Here is an 18,622-nt window from a genome sequence, read left to right on the forward strand (position 1 = left end):
AACTTAAGGGTTAACCACGGTACGAAACGCCAGCTTGCCATCTTTCACTTCGTTGATGACCGCGCTGCGAATGGCGTCGCCGTTCTGTAACGTCAGCGTGCCGGTCACGCCCTGGAAATCTTTGGTGGCGCGGATTTTTTCATTCACGCAGACCCGATCGTGGGGATCGCTGCACTGGTTCATGGCGTTGACGATAACGTTATAGGCGTCCGCCGCCATAGCGCCCCAGGTATGGGTCGGCTGCTGGTATTTGGCTTCCCAGGCTTTGATGAAGGTTTCCCCGGCCGGGGTCTGCTCTTTGGCGTTCGGCGAGTAGTAATCGGTGGTCATATAGCCGTTGACCGCGTCTTTACCCACATCGAAGAAGACCTGATCCGCGGCCAGACCGTCGCCGCCCACCACCGGTTTGTTGAGCCCCAGCTGTTTTGACTGGACGGCAATCAGCGCCCCTTCGGTGTAGTAGATCGGCATATAAATCATGTCGACATTCTTCGCCTTGACGCTCGCCAGCTGGGCTTTAAAGTCCTTGCTGCCGCCCGGGGCCTGTACCTCGATGGGAATGGTGCCGCCGTTTTTCAGGAATTGGGTGCGGAACGCTTTCGCCAGGCCGACGGAGTAATCGTTGCTACTGTCAAACACGATGGCGGCGGTTTTGGCTTTCAGATCGCGGGAGGCCAGATTGGCCCCGACCACCCCCTGGAAGCTGTCCGAGAAGCAGACCCGGCTGACGTACGGATGGTTGCGGGTGACGCGGTCGTTGGTGGCGGTGGAGGAGACCAGCGGCGTTTTGCTGTCGTCGGCGATCTTGGTCATCGCCAGGGTGTTGGAGGAGGTAACTTCCCCGATCACGGCATCCACTTTATCGCTGGAGACCAGCCGCTGCATGGCGTTGGCCGCTTCGACTTTGTCGCTTTTATCATCGATAACGATAAGCTTGATGGTATCGCCATTTTTTAACGTCGGGGTGATGGTCTGAATAATGTCCAGCCCTTTCTGCGACGGCTGACCATAGCCGCTGAGGGCGCCGCTCAGGGGTAATACCACCCCGATTTTAATTTCCGCTGCCTGCGCGCTGCTCGCGCCGGCCAGCGCGGCTACCAGCGTGGCCATTAAAGACGCTTTCCCGGAAAACGATTTCATTGGTATTTCTCCGTCGGTCGATTATTTATCTTTAACCATCAATGACTGCATAACATTGAGGAATAATTCGCCAGCGTATCTGGCGAATTATTGGCTGTTATGTTGAATAGATAACGAGATATATACCCTAAATAATTCGAGTCGCATGAAGGCGGCATGTGAGCGAGTCCCCAGACGCTTGCAGAAGTCAGTGACTGGGGGGAGAGAACGCAGCCAACGCACATGCAACTTAAAGTATGACGGGTATTTTTAAGGCGCTGAATTACCTTACAACGTCCGTTTCGTTTTTACTCATGCAATATTCTTATTACCTGCAGGCAAGGGCATAAGGCTGGTGACAACACGGCTTTTGATACGCTGAACGTATTTTCCCAGGTGGCGACTGGCGCCTTATCCGGCCTGGAAAAAAAGCAATATAAACCGGTTGGACGGTTTCCACAGGCTCGCGCCAGCGAAGCGCCGCCGGGCGATTTCAGCGCACCCGAATATAATATTCAGGTGCGCCAGGTAATATTAAAAATCTATTCTTCGGCTCGCGTGACTTATTATTTTAAAGGGGGCAATGGTTTTATTTTTCCATGCAGCGCCGGATTATCGCTTTCATCTTTCAGGCGCACGCCGGTAAGCCGTCGTAAAAAAGCCTGCTCCAGCAGCCAGGCCAGTTTAAAGGCGGCGGCGTCATGGCTCAGCCCTTCCGGGCGAATATTGGAGATACAGTTGCGCTCTGACTCCAGCCGCTGCCGATGGGGCTGCCAGGTGAGGTAGACGCCGAGGCTGTCCGGCGAGGAGAGGCCCGGTCGTTCGCCAATCAGGATCGCCACCGCGCGGGCTTTCAGGGTTTCGCCAATATCATCCCCCAGCGCCACCCGCGACTGATGGGCCAGCACCACCGGCGCGAGGCCGAGCCCCAGCGTCTGCAGCCAGGGCAGCAGGGCGCGGATCAACGGCACCGCCTGGCGCTCTACCGCCCAGGAAGAGAGGCCGTCGCCGATCACCAGCAGCAGGTCGGCGGGGCGGACGCCGCTGGCGGCGAGGTCGGCGCGACTCTCGTCGGCGAGCTGCCGCCCGAGATCCGGGCGTCGCAGATAGGTATGACGGTCCGGCGCGGCGCTGTGCACCGTCAGGGTGTCGAGGCCGAGCGCCGCCAGCGGCGCCACCAGCTGCTGGCTGGCGAACGGCTGATGAATGGCGTCCCGCGCTCTGGCGTGGGCCAGACCAAAGTTAAGGACTTCGCGGGTCGGCAGGCTGGCGCCGCTGCGGCCCAGGGCGATCCGCGCATCGGTAAATTCACGCAGCGGGTTCCAGGCGTCGGGACGGTTCATACGGGGGCTCCTTGCGGCAGAACGGACAGCAGCGGATGGCGGGCGTCGGTGAGCCGCAGCGCGCCGTGCGGATCGATAATTTGCATCTTCGCCAGCCAGTCGGCGAACTCCGGGGCATGCTTTAAGCCCAGCAGACGACGGGCGTAGAGCGCGTCATGGAACGAGGTGCTCTGGTAATTAAGCATGATATCGTCCGCCCCTGGCACGCCGATCAGGAAGGTGAGCCCGGCGGCGCACAGCAGGGTCAGCAGGGTGTCCATATCATCCTGATCCGCTTCCGCGTGGTTGGTATAGCAGACGTCGCAGCCGATCGGCAGGCCCATCAGCTTGCCGCAGAAGTGATCCTCCAGCCCGGCGCGAATAATCTGCTTGCCGTCGTAGAGATACTCCGGACCGATAAAGCCGACCACCGTATTGACCAGCAGCGGTTCAAAGTGGCGGGCGACGGCGTAGGCCCGCGCCTCGCAGGTCTGCTGGTCGACGCCGTGGTGGGCGTTGGCCGACAGGCAGCTCCCCTGGCCGGTCTCAAAATACATTACATTGTTGCCGAGGGTGCCGCGACCGAGGCTGAGGGCCGCCTCGCGGGCCTCCTGCAGCATGGCAAGGTTGATGCCGAAGCCGCTGTTGGCCGCTTCGGTTCCCGCCACCGACTGAAACACCAGATCCACCGGCGCGCCGCGCTCAATCAGCTGCAGCGTATTGGTGACGTGGGTCAGAATGCAGGACTGGGTGGGAATGGCGAAGCGCTGGATAATATCGTCCAGCATCACGTTCAGCTGCGCCAGCACCGGTAAGCTGTCGCTGGCCGGGTTGATGCCGATCACCGCATCCCCGGCGCCGTACAGCAGTCCGTCGAGCATACTGGCGGCGATGCCTTTCAGGTCATCGGTGGGATGATTGGGCTGCAGGCGCACGCTGAGGTGGCCGGGCAGGCCGATGGTGTTGCGGAAGCGCGTCACCACCTGACACTTGCTGGCGGCGAGGATCAGATCCTGATTGCGCATCAGCTTGCTTACCGCCGCCGCCATCTCCGGGGTGATAGCGCGGGCGACCCGCTGCAGCGTGGCGGTATCGGTGGCATCGTCCAGCAGCCAGTCGCGGAAATCGCCGACCGTCAGGTGACGCAGGGCGGCAAAGCCCTGCGCATCATGGGTGTCGAGGATCAGGCGGGTCACTTCGTCCTGCTCGTAGGGGATAAGCGGGTTGTCGAGAATGTCGGTCAGCGGCACCTCGGCGAGGGTCATTTTCGCCGCCATCCGCTCTTCGGCCGAGTGGGCGATAACGCCCGCCAGGGCGTCGCCGGAGCGGGCCGGCGACGCTTTCGCCATCAGCGTTTTCAGACTATCAAAGCGCCATACCTGGCCCGATAGCGTGGTTTTATACATGCCGCCTCCTCAGGAGACCGTGCGCAGTTGAGGATCCACTGGCGCCCGTTCACGGGCCGCTGCGGTTTTGCGGAACCACAGGTAGCCGCCGAGCATCATCGCCGCGAAAATCAGCGCCAGCAGCAGGTTATACCAGACCATCGCCACCAGGCAGATCACCGCCATGCCGAGGGCAAAGGCCGGCGCCAGCGGGTAGAGCGGCGCGCGGAACGGACGGATCAGCTTCGGCTCGCTACGGCGCAGTTTGAACAACGCCGCCATGGAAGTGATATACATAACAATAGCCCCAAATACCGACATGGTGACGATGCAGGCGGTCAACGGCATGCCGCTGATGGTGATCAGCGAGTCGGAGAAGATCGCGGCGATACCCACCACGCCGCCGGCGAGGATTGCCAGATGCGGGGTGCGGGTGCGGCGGTTGAGGGAGGCCAGCCCGGCGGGCAGATAGCCGGCGCGGGCGAGGGAGTAGATCTGCCGCGAGTAGCCCATAATGATGCCGTGGAAGGAGGCGACGAGGCCAAACAGCCCCAGCCACACCAGCATATGCAGCCAGCCGCTGCCGTTGCCCACCACCGTCTTCATCGCCTGAGGCAGCGGGTCGTTGATATTGGACAGCGCGCGCCAGTCGCCGACGCCGCCGGCGAAGACCATCACGCCGATCGCCAGCACCGTCAGCGTCAGAATGCCGCCGCCCAGGGCGCGCGGAATGGTGCGCTGCGGATCTTTGGCCTCTTCGGCGGCCATGGAAGCCCCCTCAATGGCGAGAAAAAACCAGATAGCGAACGGAATGGCGGCGAACATCCCCGGCAGCGCCAGGCCGCTAAAGCTTTCCGCGCCCGCCCAGCCGTTGGCGGTGAAGTGGCTCCAGGAGAAGCCGGGGGCGACCACGCCCATAAACACCAGCAGCTCGAAGATGGCCAGCAGGGTGACGATCAGCTCGAAGGTGGCGGCGATGCCGACGCCGAGGATATTGAGCGTCATAAAGATCACGTAAGCGCCGCAGGCGACCCATTTCGGATCCAGCGCCGGAAACTGCACGTTGAGGTAGGCGCCGATGGCCATGGCGATGGCCGGCGGGGCGAAGACGAATTCAATCAGGGTGGCAAAACCGGCGATAAAGCCGCCGGTGGGCCCGAAGGCGCGGTAGGCGTAGGCGAAAGGGCCGCCAGCGTGCGGGATGGCGGTGGTCAGCTCGGTAAAGCTGAAAATAAAGGCGCAGTACATGGCGGCGACCGCCAGGGCGACGACCATAAACCCCATCGTGCCCGCCTGCGACCAGCCGTAGCTCCAGCCGAAGTACTCCCCGGATATCACCAGTCCGACGGCGATCCCCCATAAACGAAAACTGCCGAGCGTTCTTTTTAAGGTGGTGGTGTGCTCTGTCATACGTGTTGCCTCGCCAGATAGAAAGGTTCTGAACGACAGGCTGCAAAGAGAGTGCCAGAACGTTGTCCGCCGCGATGAGGCGCCAGCCCGTGGCGCGCTCATCGGCGCTGCGCAAAAATGGGGCAGGCTGCACGCTGTCGGCGCGCGACCTGGTGCAGCGGCTTTGCTTTTTCCGCGGTGGCACGGTATAACACTTCTTCTTTTGGATGTTTAGATGTCTATACGTTTATACGCATCATGGCCCGGGCAAGCGGGCTGGCGTGAGAAAATAAAATGCAAAGCACAACACAACAACAAGGTGGGCAACTGAAGCGCACCATGAAAACGCGCCATCTGATCATGCTGTCGCTCGGCGGCGTGATTGGCACCGGCCTGTTCTTTAATACCGGCTATATCATCTCCACCACCGGCGCAGCCGGAACGCTGCTGGCGTATCTGATTGGCGCCCTGGTGGTCTGGCTGGTGATGCAGTGCCTCGGCGAACTGTCGGTGGCGATGCCGGAGACCGGCGCCTTCCACGTCTACGCGGCGCGCTACCTTGGCCCGGCGACGGGCTATACCGTGGCGTGGCTCTACTGGCTGACGTGGACGGTGGCGCTGGGTTCGAGCTTCACCGCCGCCGGCTTCTGTATGCAGTACTGGTTCCCGCAGGTGCCGGTCTGGATCTGGTGCGTGGTGTTTTGCGCGGTGATTTTCGGTCTTAACATCATTTCGACCCGCTTCTTCGCCGAAGGCGAGTTCTGGTTCTCGCTGGTGAAAGTGATCACCATCATCGCGTTTATTATTCTCGGCGGCGCGGCCATTTTCGGCATCATTCCGATGCAGGATGGCTCCCCGGCGCCGGGCCTGCGCAATATCACCGCCGAAGGCTGGTTCCCGCACGGCGGCCTGCCGATCCTGATGACCATGGTGGCGGTGAACTTCGCCTTCTCCGGGACGGAGCTTATCGGCATTGCCGCCGGAGAGACGGAAAACCCGCATAAGGTCATTCCGGTCGCCATTCGCACCACCATCGCCCGGCTGATTATTTTCTTTATCGGCACCGTGTTTGTGCTGGCGGCGCTGATCCCAATGCAGCAGGCGGGGGTGGAGAAAAGCCCCTTCGTGCTGGTGTTTGAAAAGGTGGGCATCCCTTACGCGGCGGATATTTTCAACTTCGTGATCCTGACGGCGATCCTCTCGGCGGCCAACTCCGGCCTGTACGCTTCCGGGCGGATGCTGTGGTCGCTGTCGAACGAGAAGACGCTGCCGGCCTGCTTTGCCAAAGTCAATAAACGGGGCGTGCCGGTGACCGCGCTGTCGGTGAGTATGCTGGGCGGCGTGCTGGCGCTGTTCTCCAGCGTGGTGGCGCCCGATACGGTGTTTGTGGCGCTGTCGGCGATCTCCGGCTTTGCGGTGGTGGCGGTGTGGTTGAGCATCTGCGCCTCGCACTTTATGTTCCGCCGCCGCCATCTGCAGCAGGGTAAGGCGCTGAGCGATCTGCAGTATCGCGCCCCCTGGTATCCGGTGGTGCCGATTCTGGGCTTTGTGCTGTGCCTGGTGGCCTGCGTGGGCCTCGCTTTTGACCCGAGCCAGAGAATTGCGCTGTGGTGCGGGATCCCCTTTGTGGCCCTGTGCTATGGTGCCTGGTATCTTACTCGTTCACGGAAAATGACTCAGGAGCCACAACATGTCGCAGACTAATCCGTTTACCGCCCTGCTTGCCGCCCAGCCTTTTGTGCTGCTGGACGGCGCCATGGCCACCGAGCTGGAGGCCCGCGGCTGCGATCTGGCTGACAGCCTGTGGTCGGCGAAAGTGCTGCTGGAGAACCCGCAGCTGATCCGCGATGTGCATCTCGACTACTTTCGCGCCGGAGCGCAGGTGGCGATCACCGCCAGCTATCAGGCCACTCCCGCCGGCTTTGCCGCGCGCGGCCTGGATGATGCGCAGTCCCGGGCGCTGATCGGCAAAAGCGTCGAGCTGGCGCGCAAAGCGCGCGAGGCGTACCTCGCCGAGAATCCACACGCCGGCACGCTGCTGGTCGCCGGTTCGGTGGGGCCGTATGGCGCCTTTCTCGCCGACGGCTCGGAGTATCGCGGCGATTATCAGCGCAGTGTGGCAGAGTTCCAGGCCTTCCACCGCCCGCGCGTCGAAGCGCTGCTGGATGCGGGCGCCGACCTGCTGGCCTGTGAAACCCTGCCGTCATTCGCCGAGATCCAGGCCCTGACAGCCCTGCTGCAGGAGTATCCCCGCGCCCGCGCCTGGTACTCCTTCACGCTGCGCGATGCCGAACATCTCAGTGATGGCACGCCGCTGCGCGAGGTGATGGCCGCCCTGGCGGATAACCCGCAGGTGGTGGCGGTGGGCATCAACTGTATCGCGCTGGAAAATACGCCCGCGGCGCTGGCGCATCTGCACAGCCTGACGGCGCTGCCGCTGGTGGTCTATCCTAACTCCGGCGAACATTATGATGCGGTGAGCAAGACCTGGCACCATCATGGCGAAGCCTGCGCCAGCCTGACGGATTATCTGCCGCAGTGGCTGGCGGCCGGGGCGAGGCTGATCGGGGGCTGCTGCCGCACCACGCCGAAGGATATCGCTGAGCTTAACGCGAAGCGCTGAGTTTTGTGCCGGGTGGCGTTGCGCTTACCCGGCCTACATATGGCGCGATCTGTAGGCCGGGCAAGGCGTAGCCGCCACCCGGCGCCAACCCTCTGCCGCCAATCCGCCGCGCAAAATCAACTATCCTTTCCCGCTTTTGTTCTAAAAACGATTCGCTATTAGCCAGAATTTTTAATTACTTCATCTCCATCCTGATGCCGGAAATACTGCACCTATAACAACTCAGGGGAAGCAGACATTATGGCATTCACATCGCGAATTACTCTTCTGGCGGCGCTGGCCGTCGCCGCCTTCCAGGCGCAGGCGGTCAATGTGACCGTGGCGTATCAAACCTCCGCTGAGCCGGCGAAAGTCGCCCAGGCGGACAACACCTTCGCCAAAACCAGCGGGGCGACCGTCGACTGGCGGAAATTTGACAGCGGCGCCAGCGTGGTGCGCGCCCTGGCCTCCGGCGATGTGCAGATCGGCAATATCGGCTCCAGCCCGCTGGCGGTGGCCGCCAGCCAGCAGGTGCCGATTGAAGTGTTCCTGCTCGCTTCAAAGCTCGGCAACTCCGAAGCGCTGGTGGTGAAGAAAAGCATCACCAAACCGGAAGATCTGATCGGCAAACGCATTGCCGTGCCGTTTATCTCCACCACCCACTACAGCCTGCTGTCGGCGCTCAAACACTGGGGCATCAAGCCGGGCCAGGTGCAGATTATTAACCTGCAGCCGCCGGCGATTATCGCCGCATGGCAGCGCGGGGATATCGACGGGGCTTACGTCTGGGCGCCAGCGGTTAACGAACTGGAAAAAGAGGGCAAGGTGCTGACCGATTCCGCGCAGGTCGGGGAGTGGGGTGCACCGACCCTCGACGTCTGGGTGGTCCGTAAGGACTTCGCCGAGCAGCATCCGGAGATCGTCAAAGCGTTTGCTAAAAGCGCCATCGACGCCCAGCAGCCCTACATCGCCAACCCGGAGGCATGGCTGAAACAGCCGGACAACATCAGCAAGCTGGCGCGCCTGAGCGGCGTGCCGGAAGCCGATGTCCCCGGGCTGGTGAAGGGGAACACCTACCTGACCGCCGCTGAGCAGGCGCAGGCGCTGAACGGGCCGGTCAGTCAGGCCATCGTCGATACCGCGCGCTTTCTGAAAGAGCAGGGCAAAGTGCCCGCGGCGGGAACCGATTATCGTCAGTACGTTACTGACCGTTTCGTGAAGTAAAGGAGGCGGCGATGCTGCAAATCTCGCATCTTTCCGCCGACTACGGCGGTAAACCGGCGCTGGCGGATATCAACCTGACGCTGGAGAGTGGGGAGCTGCTGGTGGTGCTGGGGCCTTCGGGCTGCGGTAAAACTACCCTGCTGAACCTGATTGCCGGATTCGTGCCCTATCAGCACGGCAGCATCACCCTCGAAGGTCAGCGGGTGACCGGGCCGGGCGCAGAGCGCGGCGTGGTCTTCCAGAACGAAGGCCTGCTGCCATGGCGCAATGTGCAGGATAACGTGGCGCTGGGGCTGCAGCTGGCGGGCGTGGATAAAGCGCAGCGGCGGCAAGCGGCGGCGCAGATGCTGAAAAAGGTCGGCCTCGAAGGGGCGGAAAAGCGCTTTATCTGGCAGCTGTCCGGCGGTCAACGCCAGCGGGTAGGCATCGCCCGGGCGCTGGCGGCGAATCCGCAGCTGTTGCTGCTGGATGAGCCCTTCGGCGCGCTTGACGCCTTTACCCGCGAGCAGATGCAAACGCTGCTGCTGACGCTCTGGCATGAGACCGGCAAACAGGTGCTGCTCATCACCCATGACATTGAAGAGGCCATCTTTATGGCGACCGAGCTGGTGCTGCTGTCGCCGGGGCCGGGGCGGGTGGTGGAGCGGTTGCCGCTGGATTTCAGCCGCCGCTTTGTCGCGGGCGAACCCTGCCGCAGCATCAAATCCGACCCGCGGTTTATTGAACAGCGGGAATACATTCTGAGCCGGGTGTTTGACCAACGGGAGGCTTTCTCATGAGCGTGGTACTGAACGACAAACCGCGTCAACTGACGCTGAAGTGGCGCTGGCCGCTCTCCCGTCAGCTCACCCTCAGCGTGGCGACCCTGGCGGTGTTGCTGGCCGTCTGGTGGGCGGTCGCGGCGCTGCAGCTGATTAGCCCGCTATTTCTGCCGCCGCCGGGCCAGGTGCTGCAGAAGCTTATCACTATCGCCGGGCCGCAGGGCTTTATGGATGCGACGCTCTGGCAGCACCTGGCGGCGAGCCTGACGCGGATCGTTATCGCTCTGCTGGCGGCGGTGCTGATCGGCGTGCCGGTCGGGATCGCTATGGGGCTCAACTCAACGGTGCGCGGGATCCTCGATCCGCTGATCGAGCTTTATCGTCCGGTGCCGCCGCTGGCCTACTTACCGCTGATGGTGATCTGGTTTGGCATCGGTGAAACGTCGAAGATCCTGCTGATCTACCTGGCGATTTTCGCCCCGGTAGCGATGTCGGCGCTGGCGGGGGTAAAAAGCGCGCAGCAGGTGCGGATTCGCGCCGCCCGTTCGCTGGGCGCCAGCCGGGCGCAGGTGCTGTGGCTGGTGATCCTGCCCGGCGCGCTGCCGGAGATCCTCACCGGGCTGCGCATTGGTCTTGGCGTCGGTTGGTCAACGCTGGTGGCCGCTGAGCTGATCGCCGCCACCCGCGGGTTAGGATTTATGGTGCAGTCCGCCGGCGAGTTTCTCGCCACCGATGTGGTGCTGGCGGGGATCGCGGTGATTGCCATTATCGCCTTTTTACTGGAACTGGGTCTGCGCGCGCTGCAGCGGCGCCTGACGCCCTGGCATGGAGAAGTACAATGAGTGAACGTCTGAGCATTACCCCGCTGGGGCCGTATATTGGCGCGCAGGTGACCGGGGCGGATTTAACCCGTCCGCTGAGCGACAACCAGTTTGAGCAGCTGTATCACGCGGTGCTGCGTCATCAGGTGGTATTCCTGCGCGAGCAAAATATCACCCCGGCGCAACAGCGCGACCTGGCGCTGCGGTTTGGCGACCTGCATATTCATCCGGTCTACCCTCACGCCCCAGGCGTCGAGGAGATTATCGTCCTCGATACCCACAACGATAATCCGCCGGATAATGACAACTGGCATACCGATGTCACCTTTATCGACACGCCGCCCGCCGGCGCTATTCTGGCGGCGAAAGAGTTGCCGACGACCGGCGGGGACACTCTGTGGACCAGCGGCATTGCCGCCTGGGAGGCGCTGTCAGAGCCCTTCCGGCAGCTGCTGAGTGGCCTGCATGCGGAACACGATTTCCGTAAATCGTTCCAGGAGTATAAGTACAACCACACGGAAGCCGAGCATCGGCGCTGGCAGGAGGCGGTGGCGAAGCATCCGCCGCTGCTGCACCCGGTGGTGCGTACCCACCCGGTGACCGGCAAGCAGGCGCTGTTCGTTAACGAAGGCTTTACCACGCGGATTGTTGACGTGACCGAGAAAGAGAGCGCGGCGCTGCTGAGCTTCCTGTTTGCCCATATCACCAAACCGGAGTTTCAGGTGCGCTGGCGCTGGCAGCCGAACGATGTCGCTATCTGGGATAACCGGGTAACCCAGCATTACGCCAACGCCGACTATCTGCCGCAGCGGCGGATCATGCACCGGGCGACGATCCTTGGCGATAAGCCGTATTACCGGGCGGGGTAAGGCTTGTATTAGCCGCGAGCCGCGGAGAAAAGCGGATGCTGCATTGCCCGCTGCTTCCCGGAGGCGGTGCCTGACGCGGCTTTTCCGGGCGACCGAACCGTCGGAAACGGTGAACCGTAGCCCGGCTAAGGCGCAACGCGCCGCAAGCCGGGAAAAAGCGTTTATGCCGATTTTTGCGCACCCAGATGCGCGCCAATATAGCGCTGATAGCGATTCGCCTTCAGGTAGGTGAGATCCACCAGCACCAGACCATCCACGCAGTTATTGAAATCCGGATCGCTGCCGAAATCGATAAACTGCACTCCGCCCGGCTCGCACACTTCCGAGTACTGCTTATACAGCGGCGGGATCGCGCTGCCGAGATTGCCGAGCAGGGACTTCAGCCGGGCCAGGTCGTCGTTGTAATCCTCCCCGCCAAACTGCGCCAGCACGTCGGGCAGCGAGGCCGGATAAGGGCGACGCGACTCCGCCAGCGGATGCGTCGCCGGGAACCACAGCCGGTAGAACGCCACCAGCAGATCGCGAGCGGCGGGCGGCAGCCCGCCAGAAATCGACACCGGGCCAAACAGATAGCGATAGTGTGGATAGCGCGCCAGATAAGCGCCGATGCCGGACCACAGATAGTCCAGCCCGCGTCGACCCCAGTAGCGCGGCTGGATAAAGCTGCGCCCCAGCTCAATGCCGTGCTGCAGGATGTCGTCCATCCGCCCGTCGTAGTGGAAGAGACTGGAGCTGTAGATCCCCTCCAGGCCGCGCTTTGCCAGCTGTATAGCCGTCGGCATAAAGCGGTAAGCGCCGACGATTTCCAAATCTTCTTCATCCCACAGGATCAGATGCAGATAGTCGTCGTCATACCGGTCGATATCCCGCCGTTTGCCGCTGCCTTCCCCGACCGCGCGGAAGGCGATTTCCCGCAGGCGTCCCAGCTCGCGCAGCAGCGGCGCCTCCTCCTGGCCGTTGCGCTGCCAGAGGTAAATCACTTTGCCGTCGGCGGTGCGGCCCAGGCATTCGGCCTTGTGCAGTTCGCGTTTAAGCCGCGCCCGGTCTTCCGGACGGGCGATGGCGCTTTCGGTTTTAAACCGCCCCGGCAGCCCTTTGCGCAACTGGTCAAGGTGCTGATAGCAGCGGCCGGTAAGTTCGCGAGCGCTGGACTGGGCATCGAACCAGCTCGACCAGGGGATCTGCTGGCCGATACGCACCGGCAGGCTGCTGTTGCGCCGGCGAAACATCTGTTGCATCAGCAGGAGCAGCGGCAGGTTGTCGGAGACCAGGGTGCTGGCGTAAAACAGGGCGCTGTTGTGGGCGTTAATCCACGCCGGCAGCAGTGGGGCGCGATATTTTGCCGCCAGCTTAATAAAGCCCGAGTGCCATTTTTTATCGCGGATGCCGCGACGGGTGAGGCGGGAGACTTCCCCCGCCGGGAAGAAGATCAGCACCCCGCCGGCCTGCAGCTGCTGGTCCATCTGCTGCAGCGCCGTTTTAGCGGTGCGGCCATGAATATTATCCACCGGGATAAACAGCGAGCTCAGGGGCTCAAGATGGGTGAGCATGCGGTTGGTGACCACTTTGACATCGCGGCGCACGCGGGATACCGCATACAGGAGCGCCAGGCCGTCGAGGGTGCCGGTGGGGTGGTTGGCGATAATGACCAGCGGGCCATATTCGGGGATTTGTTCGAGATCGTGCGCCGGGATAGCGCAGCGGATATTGAGGTATTCCAGCACCTGTTCGACCGTATCAAGCCCCTTCAGGTGGCGGTGACGGTCGGCAAATTGTTGAAACTCTTCCTCATAAAATAGCTTTTTTAACAGTTTCTTTTGCCAGGGGGCGGGCCTCGCCTGAGGCCACAGGTCATCGAGTACGTTGTCGAGACTAAACATAGTGGCTCCTCCTCCGTCCTGCCCAGACAGTAGAAGGTAGAGATGTCGTTCAGATTACAGTTGGGTGAAGTTTCGCTCGCAGCGGGGGAGGTTTCCCGGATAGCGGCTAACGCCTCATCCGGGCTACGGTTGGCGCCGATTTGTAGCCCCGGTAAGCGTCAGCGCCACCGGGGAGAGGCTATCGGCGTTCACCGCAGCTAAGATCAAAGCTATCGCCAGCCCAATTTGGGGGATATAGCCCGCGCTGGACATCGCGATGAAAGGTTGAAAATGGCCAATCGATCACCCGGGTGACCCAGCCATGCTTAAGTGGATTGATATGGATGTAATCAACGTGTCGGCGGTAATCATCTTCATCGCGTATGGCATGCTCCCAGAAGCGCGGTTGCCAGAGGGGTTGTCGTTTTAACGTTCTGGTAAAACAGCCTTTGATATCTCTCCAGCGTGAAGAAAAATCGTCATCATTATGAGGTAGTGTCCAGATGCAATGCAGATGTTCAGGCAACACCACCCAGGCATCAATAATAAAGGGGCGATGTTGTTTAACAACGGCGACAGAGTAGCGCAATAATTCTATGTTTTCAGTTAGGTGCATGCTTCTACGGTCTTTAAGGTTAACAGTGAAGAACCAGGTTCCCCCCTTAATGTAATAACGTCGATAAGCCACCACAGGATCTCCTGGAATTCGGTATTTATGATGTGGTTTAACACGTTAGAAGGCGAAATCCGGTACGCCAAGGAGAAGGCGCAGAAGGTGGAAAGCGGCGCGCAAAGTTTTAGCTACAGATATTGGTTAGCGCCTGTCCCCGGATAGCGGCGCAAGCGCCTTATCCGGGCTACGGTGTGGTGGTCGCGATAAATACAGCGCACCGGGGATGAGGTTTGGTCGCCCCGGTAAGCGCAGCGCCACCGGGGAGAGGGAGGCTTAACGGAGGATTTTTTTCTCGGCCAGGTCGAGGGCGAAATAGCTGAAGATCAGGTCGGCGCCCGCGCGTTTGATCGCGCCAAGGCTTTCCAGAACCACTTTCTCTTCATCGATAGCGCCCGCCTGGGCGGCGAATTTGATCATCGCGTACTCCCCGCTGACCTGATACGCGCCGAGCGGCAGATCGCTGCGCTCGCGGATATCGCGCAGAATATCCAGGTAGGCGCCGGCCGGTTTCACCATCAGGCAGTCGGCGCCCTGGGCTTCATCGAGCAGCGACTCGCGAATGGCTTCCCGGCGGTTCATCGGGCTCATCTGATAGGTTTTACGATCGCCCTTCAGCGCGGTACCGGCCGCTTCGCGGAACGGGCCGTAGAAGGAAGACGCGAACTTGGTCGAGTAGGACATGATCGCCGTATTGGTGAAGCCGGCAGCGTCCAGCGAGCGGCGAATCGCCTGCACCTGACCATCCATCGCGGCGGAAGGGGCGATGAAGTCCGCGCCGGCGGCGGCGGCGACAACGGCCTGTTTGCCGAGGTTTTCCAGGGTCGCGTCGTTGTCCACCCCGTGGTCGCACAGCACGCCACAGTGGCCGTGGGAGGTGTATTCGCAGAAGCAGGTATCGGACATGACGATCATCTCCGGCACCGTGGACTTACAGATCCGCGACATACGCGCCACCAGACCATTTTCATTCCAGGTATCGCTGCCGGTGGCGTCGGTGTGATGAGAAATGCCAAAGGTCATCACCGAGCGAATGCCGGCATTGGCGATGCGTTCGATCTCACGCGCCAGATATTTTTCCGGAATACGCATCACGCCGGGCATAGCCTCGATCGCTTTGTAATCATCAATTTCTTCTTCAACAAAGATCGGCAACACCAGGTCGTTCAAACTCAGTGTTGTCTCTTCAAACAGGGCGCGCAGCGCAGCGGATTGACGCAGGCGGCGGGGGCGAGTGATTAAATCTGTCATGGTTTGCCTGATTTTGTGAAATGAAAGACGGTAGTGTAACTGAAATGGCAGCGGGATGTTTCGCCAAAACGATCGTTATGTCGCATCGGCGAAACCTCCCCCGGGCTTACTGGCTGGCCGTCTGCATGTTGGGCTGCGCGCCGCTCAGCTCGCTGACCAGGTCGTTGATGCCATCGCTCATATTGTTGAAGCGGGTTAACGGCGAGCGGGTCACCACCACAAAAGCGCCGACGTTAGCCTGCGGATTCATCGCCATATAGGTGATAAACCCGCCGCCGCCGCCGGTTTTCTGAATAATCCCCGGATGGCCATTCTTCGGCTTCATATACACCCAGCCAAGCCCCAGCGCGTCGGCGCGGCCCGGCACGTCCATACCGATCACCCGGGTCAGCTGGTTACGCTGATAAATCAGCGTCTGCATCCGGTCGGCCTGCTGGCCGCGGGTATAGAAATCGGATGACAGGAACTGCTGCATCCAGCGCATCATATCCCCCGGCGTCGAGTAGACTCCGCCGCTGCCGATCGCCGCCAGGGTGTTGTTGCACGGGCTGGCGCCTTTTTCCGGGATCATCAGCCGCTGGCACTGGTCCGGCGACGGGGTAAAGGTGGTGTCCTTCATCCCCAGCGGTCGGGTGATCTGCTCTTCAAATAGCTGCGGATAAGGTTTGCCGGCGGCGGTGGAGAGCGCGTCCGCCAGCAAATCGAAGGCCAGGTTGGAGTAGGCCGCCTGCGAGCCCGGCGCGGTCTTCAGGGTCGCGGTAGAGAGCCAGCTCCAGCGCTGCTGGCGGGTCGGCCAGACAAACACCGGGCGATGGGCGGCGCCGCCAGGCTGTTCGCGCGGCAGGGCGCTGGTATGGGTCGCGAGATTCACCAGGGTGATCGGTTTTCCCTGCCAGTCAGGCACCCGGGCGCCCGGCGGGGCGTATTTGCTCAGCGGATCGTCGAGTTTCACCACCCCCTGGTCGAGCAGCTTCACCAGCATCTCGCTGGTCATCAGTTTGCTGAGGGAGGCGATACGGATCACCGAGTCGAGCTGCGGGTGCTGATTATTCCCGGGGCGGGTTTCGCCAAAGCTGCGAAACACACGCTGATTGCCATCGATCACCACCAGCGCCATGCCGGTGGCGCCGCTGCCGTAGTAGATATGATTGGCGTAACGATCGACCACATCCGAGGCGAAAACCGGGTCAACGGTGGGCTGTGCGGCCTGCGCCGAGGTCCACGACGCCGCGCACAGCGCAGCAAAAATGAGCAAACTACGTTTCAACGGAAATCATCCATTAAATAAATAAAAGAGAAGAGGGTATTTATACTACGAAGTGGCGCAGAACAAAGCGGGATTCACGACATTCCTGCAGGAAAAAGGTAACGGTGCGTAAAAAAGACTTTTTTACGCTTTCGGATATCGGCTTTTTTCGCCGGCGCGTATGATGACCGTTTGGCTGAAGGTTCGCGGGAGAAAACAATGGCGGCTCAACGGGTAGTGATGGTCGTGGATATGCAAAACGGCGTGTTCGCCACGCCGCGTCTGGCGCGCGAGCGCTGCGTCGCGCAAATTAATCGTCTGGTGCGCGCGGCGGATAAGGTTATTTTTATTCAACATGATGAGGCCGGCGGCCTCGAAGCCGGCAGCGAAGGCTTCGCCCTGCTCCCTGAGCTGGAGCAGCCGGCCGGCGCGCTCTATGTCACTAAAACCGCCTGCGACGCCTTCTACCACACCTCGCTGGAGCAGGTGCTGCGGGAACACGACATTCAGCAGTTTGTCATCTGCGGTTGCGCCACCGACTACTGCCTCGACACCACCATTAAAAACGGCGCCAGCCGCGGATACGGTATTGTTATCGCGGAGGATGCCCACACCACCGCCAACCGCCCCGCCGCGCAGGCCGCGACGCTCATCGCCCACTACAATGAAGTGTGGCGTACGCTGACCGTTCCTGGCAATCCTTTACAGGTGAAACCCACAGAAACAATTCTGCACGCCTGGCAGCAGAACTAAGCTGTTGATATCCGGTCTTATCATCCGTCTGCCCCGCGAGAACGCTTTCACGCGGCGGCCGACGTATGCGTCGTATACAGCAATAGCAGAACGATAAGAAGTTAGCAGGAGACAATGATGTTTAAATCTTTTTTCCCCAAACCGGGGCCGTTTTTTATTTCTGCCTTTATCTGGTCGCTGCTGGCGGTGATCTTTTGGCAGGCGGGCGGCGGCGACTGGCTGCTGCGGGTCACCGGGGCATCGCAGGATGTGGCGATCAGCGCGGCGCGCTTCTGGTCGCTCAACTATCTGGTGTTCTACGCTTACTATCTGTTTTGCGTCGGCGTGTTTGCGCTGTTCTGGTTTGTCTACTGCCCACATCGCTGGCAGTACTGGTCGATTCTCGGCACGTCGCTCATCATCTTCGTCACCTGGTTTCTGGTGGAAGTGGGGGTGGCGATCAACGCCTGGTATGCGCCGTTCTATGACCTGATCCAGAGCGCGCTGGCCACCCCGCATAAGGTCAGCATCAACCAGTTTTATCATGAGATCGGCATCTTTCTCGGCATCGCGCTCATCGCGGTGATCATCGGCGTGATGAACAACTTTTTCGTCAGCCACTACGTCTTCCGCTGGCGCACGGCGATGAACGAACACTACATGGCCCACTGGCAGCATCTGCGCCATATCGAAGGCGCCGCGCAGCGTGTGCAGGAAGACACCATGCGCTTTGCCTCCACCCTGGAGGATATGGGCGTGAGCTTTATCAACGCGGTGATGACCCTGATCGCCTTCCTGCCTGTGCTGGTGACGCTCTCGCAACACGTTCCCGACCTGCCCATCGTCGGTCACTTGCCGTATGGCCTGGTGATTGCCGCGATCGTCTGGTCGCTGATGGGGACCGGCCTGCTGGCGGTGGTGGGGATTAAGCTGCCGGGTCTGGAGTTTAAAAACCAGCGCGTGGAAGCGGCCTATCGTAAAGAGCTGGTCTACGGCGAGGACGATGAAACCCGCGCCACGCCGCCGACGGTGCGCGAGCTGTTCAGCGCGGTGCGTCGCAACTATTTCCGTCTCTATTTCCACTATATGTATTTCAATATCGCCCGCATTCTCTATCTGCAGGTGGATAACGTTTTCGGCCTTTTCCTGCTGTTTCCGTCGATCGTTGCCGGTACGATTACCCTCGGGCTGATGACGCAAATTACCAACGTTTTCGGCCAGGTGCGCGGTTCGTTCCAGTACCTGATCAGCTCGTGGACGACGCTGGTGGAACTGATGTCCATCTACAAACGTCTGCGCAGCTTTGAGCGCGAACTGGACGGCAAGCCGCTGCAGGAAGCGATCCCGACATTACGTTAATCAAGACAAGGAA

18 protein-coding genes are annotated in these 18,622 nt (G+C 60.9%); 10 read left to right on the forward strand and 8 right to left on the reverse strand.

The genetic code is table 11. The annotated features are described in order from the left end of the window. Positions 1 to 3 precede the first annotated feature (3 nt). On the reverse strand, positions 4 to 1,110 hold the full coding sequence (locus ACLH1U_RS11090; RefSeq protein WP_072096492.1) for an ABC transporter substrate-binding protein: 1,107 nt from the start codon (positions 1,108 to 1,110) through the stop codon (positions 4 to 6). On the opposite strand from ACLH1U_RS11090, the gene ACLH1U_RS11095 reads away from it, so the two are divergent. Beyond that, a complete protein-coding gene (locus ACLH1U_RS11095; protein WP_032428606.1) occupies positions 1,103 to 1,246 on the forward strand; it encodes a hypothetical protein in 144 nt (47 codons plus the stop codon). The two genes, ACLH1U_RS11090 and ACLH1U_RS11095, sit on opposite strands and share 8 nt — an antisense overlap. A gap of 439 nt (positions 1,247 to 1,685) precedes the next feature. On the opposite strand, the gene eutC is transcribed toward ACLH1U_RS11095, so the two are convergent. Genes eutC through eat form a run of 3 tightly spaced genes read right to left on the reverse strand, consistent with a single transcriptional unit; the run spans position 1,686 to position 5,236 of the window. Further along, complete coding sequence (gene eutC / locus ACLH1U_RS11100; protein ID WP_275256641.1) at positions 1,686 to 2,462, reverse strand: ethanolamine ammonia-lyase subunit EutC; 777 nt, start codon at positions 2,460 to 2,462, stop codon at positions 1,686 to 1,688. Further along, a complete protein-coding gene (locus tag ACLH1U_RS11105) occupies positions 2,459 to 3,847 on the reverse strand; it encodes an ethanolamine ammonia-lyase subunit EutB (protein ID WP_023288556.1) in 1,389 nt (462 codons plus the stop codon). The genes eutC and ACLH1U_RS11105 overlap by 4 nt, the downstream gene beginning before the upstream one ends. A gap of 9 nt (positions 3,848 to 3,856) precedes the next feature. Next, positions 3,857 to 5,236, reverse strand: a complete 1,380-nt coding sequence (gene eat / locus ACLH1U_RS11110; protein WP_032453381.1) for an ethanolamine permease — start codon at positions 5,234 to 5,236, stop codon at positions 3,857 to 3,859. Positions 5,237 to 5,298: 62 nt separating this feature from the next. On the opposite strand from eat, the gene ACLH1U_RS11115 reads away from it, so the two are divergent. The 7 genes from ACLH1U_RS11115 (at position 5,299) to tauD (ending at position 11,492) form a co-directional block, all read left to right on the forward strand. Then, on the forward strand, positions 5,299 to 5,427 hold the full coding sequence (locus ACLH1U_RS11115) for a hypothetical protein (RefSeq protein WP_176694371.1): 129 nt from the start codon (positions 5,299 to 5,301) through the stop codon (positions 5,425 to 5,427). 82 nt (positions 5,428 to 5,509) lie between these two features. Beyond that, complete coding sequence (gene mmuP, locus ACLH1U_RS11120; RefSeq protein WP_004204899.1) at positions 5,510 to 6,919, forward strand: S-methylmethionine permease; 1,410 nt, start codon at positions 5,510 to 5,512, stop codon at positions 6,917 to 6,919. Then, positions 6,906 to 7,838: a homocysteine S-methyltransferase gene (gene mmuM / locus ACLH1U_RS11125; RefSeq protein WP_411299246.1), complete on the forward strand. Its 933-nt coding sequence runs from the start codon at positions 6,906 to 6,908 to the stop codon at positions 7,836 to 7,838. The genes mmuP and mmuM overlap by 14 nt, the downstream gene beginning before the upstream one ends. A 240-nt stretch (positions 7,839 to 8,078) precedes the next feature. Beyond that, positions 8,079 to 9,041, forward strand: coding sequence for a taurine ABC transporter substrate-binding protein (gene tauA, locus ACLH1U_RS11130; RefSeq protein WP_285203250.1), 963 nt, complete (start codon positions 8,079 to 8,081; stop codon positions 9,039 to 9,041). 11 nt (positions 9,042 to 9,052) lie between these two features. Next, a complete protein-coding gene (gene tauB / locus ACLH1U_RS11135) occupies positions 9,053 to 9,820 on the forward strand; it encodes a taurine ABC transporter ATP-binding subunit (RefSeq protein ID WP_023288561.1) in 768 nt (255 codons plus the stop codon). Further along, positions 9,817 to 10,644, forward strand: a complete 828-nt coding sequence (tauC, locus tag ACLH1U_RS11140) for a taurine ABC transporter permease TauC (protein WP_032453385.1) — start codon at positions 9,817 to 9,819, stop codon at positions 10,642 to 10,644. The genes tauB and tauC overlap by 4 nt, the downstream gene beginning before the upstream one ends. Beyond that, positions 10,641 to 11,492: a taurine dioxygenase gene (tauD, locus tag ACLH1U_RS11145; protein WP_023288563.1), complete on the forward strand. Its 852-nt coding sequence runs from the start codon at positions 10,641 to 10,643 to the stop codon at positions 11,490 to 11,492. The genes tauC and tauD overlap by 4 nt, the downstream gene beginning before the upstream one ends. A 161-nt stretch (positions 11,493 to 11,653) precedes the next feature. On the opposite strand, the gene ACLH1U_RS11150 is transcribed toward tauD, so the two are convergent. The 4 genes from ACLH1U_RS11150 to ampH all read right to left on the reverse strand — a co-directional run bounded on the left by ACLH1U_RS11150 (position 11,654) and on the right by ampH (position 16,539). Continuing rightward, positions 11,654 to 13,372 (reverse strand): lysophospholipid acyltransferase family protein, encoded by a 1,719-nt coding sequence (locus ACLH1U_RS11150; protein ID WP_085551226.1) that lies wholly within the window; start codon positions 13,370 to 13,372, stop codon positions 11,654 to 11,656. Positions 13,373 to 13,550: 178 nt separating this feature from the next. Further along, positions 13,551 to 14,042 carry an REP-associated tyrosine transposase gene (locus ACLH1U_RS11155; RefSeq protein ID WP_072013399.1) on the reverse strand — a complete coding sequence of 164 codons (492 nt, stop codon included), beginning with the start codon at positions 14,040 to 14,042 and terminating at the stop codon, positions 13,551 to 13,553. Between the two features lie 255 nt (positions 14,043 to 14,297). Beyond that, on the reverse strand, positions 14,298 to 15,272 hold the full coding sequence (hemB, locus tag ACLH1U_RS11160; protein WP_002890201.1) for a porphobilinogen synthase: 975 nt from the start codon (positions 15,270 to 15,272) through the stop codon (positions 14,298 to 14,300). Positions 15,273 to 15,378: 106 nt separating this feature from the next. Next, positions 15,379 to 16,539 (reverse strand): D-alanyl-D-alanine-carboxypeptidase/endopeptidase AmpH, encoded by a 1,161-nt coding sequence (gene ampH / locus ACLH1U_RS11165; RefSeq protein ID WP_044521218.1) that lies wholly within the window; start codon positions 16,537 to 16,539, stop codon positions 15,379 to 15,381. A gap of 219 nt (positions 16,540 to 16,758) precedes the next feature. Between ampH and ACLH1U_RS11170 the strand changes: the two genes are divergently transcribed. Beyond that, a complete protein-coding gene (locus ACLH1U_RS11170) occupies positions 16,759 to 17,271 on the forward strand; it encodes an isochorismatase family protein (RefSeq protein ID WP_072096510.1) in 513 nt (170 codons plus the stop codon). Between the two features lie 117 nt (positions 17,272 to 17,388). Beyond that, positions 17,389 to 18,609, forward strand: coding sequence for a peptide antibiotic transporter SbmA (gene sbmA / locus ACLH1U_RS11175; RefSeq protein WP_032453450.1), 1,221 nt, complete (start codon positions 17,389 to 17,391; stop codon positions 18,607 to 18,609). Positions 18,610 to 18,622 lie beyond the last annotated feature (13 nt).

It is taken from the genome of Klebsiella sp. 1SOBk5mer, from assembly GCF_046603115.1.
Classification (GTDB): Bacteria; Pseudomonadota; Gammaproteobacteria; order Enterobacterales; family Enterobacteriaceae; genus Klebsiella; species Klebsiella quasipneumoniae.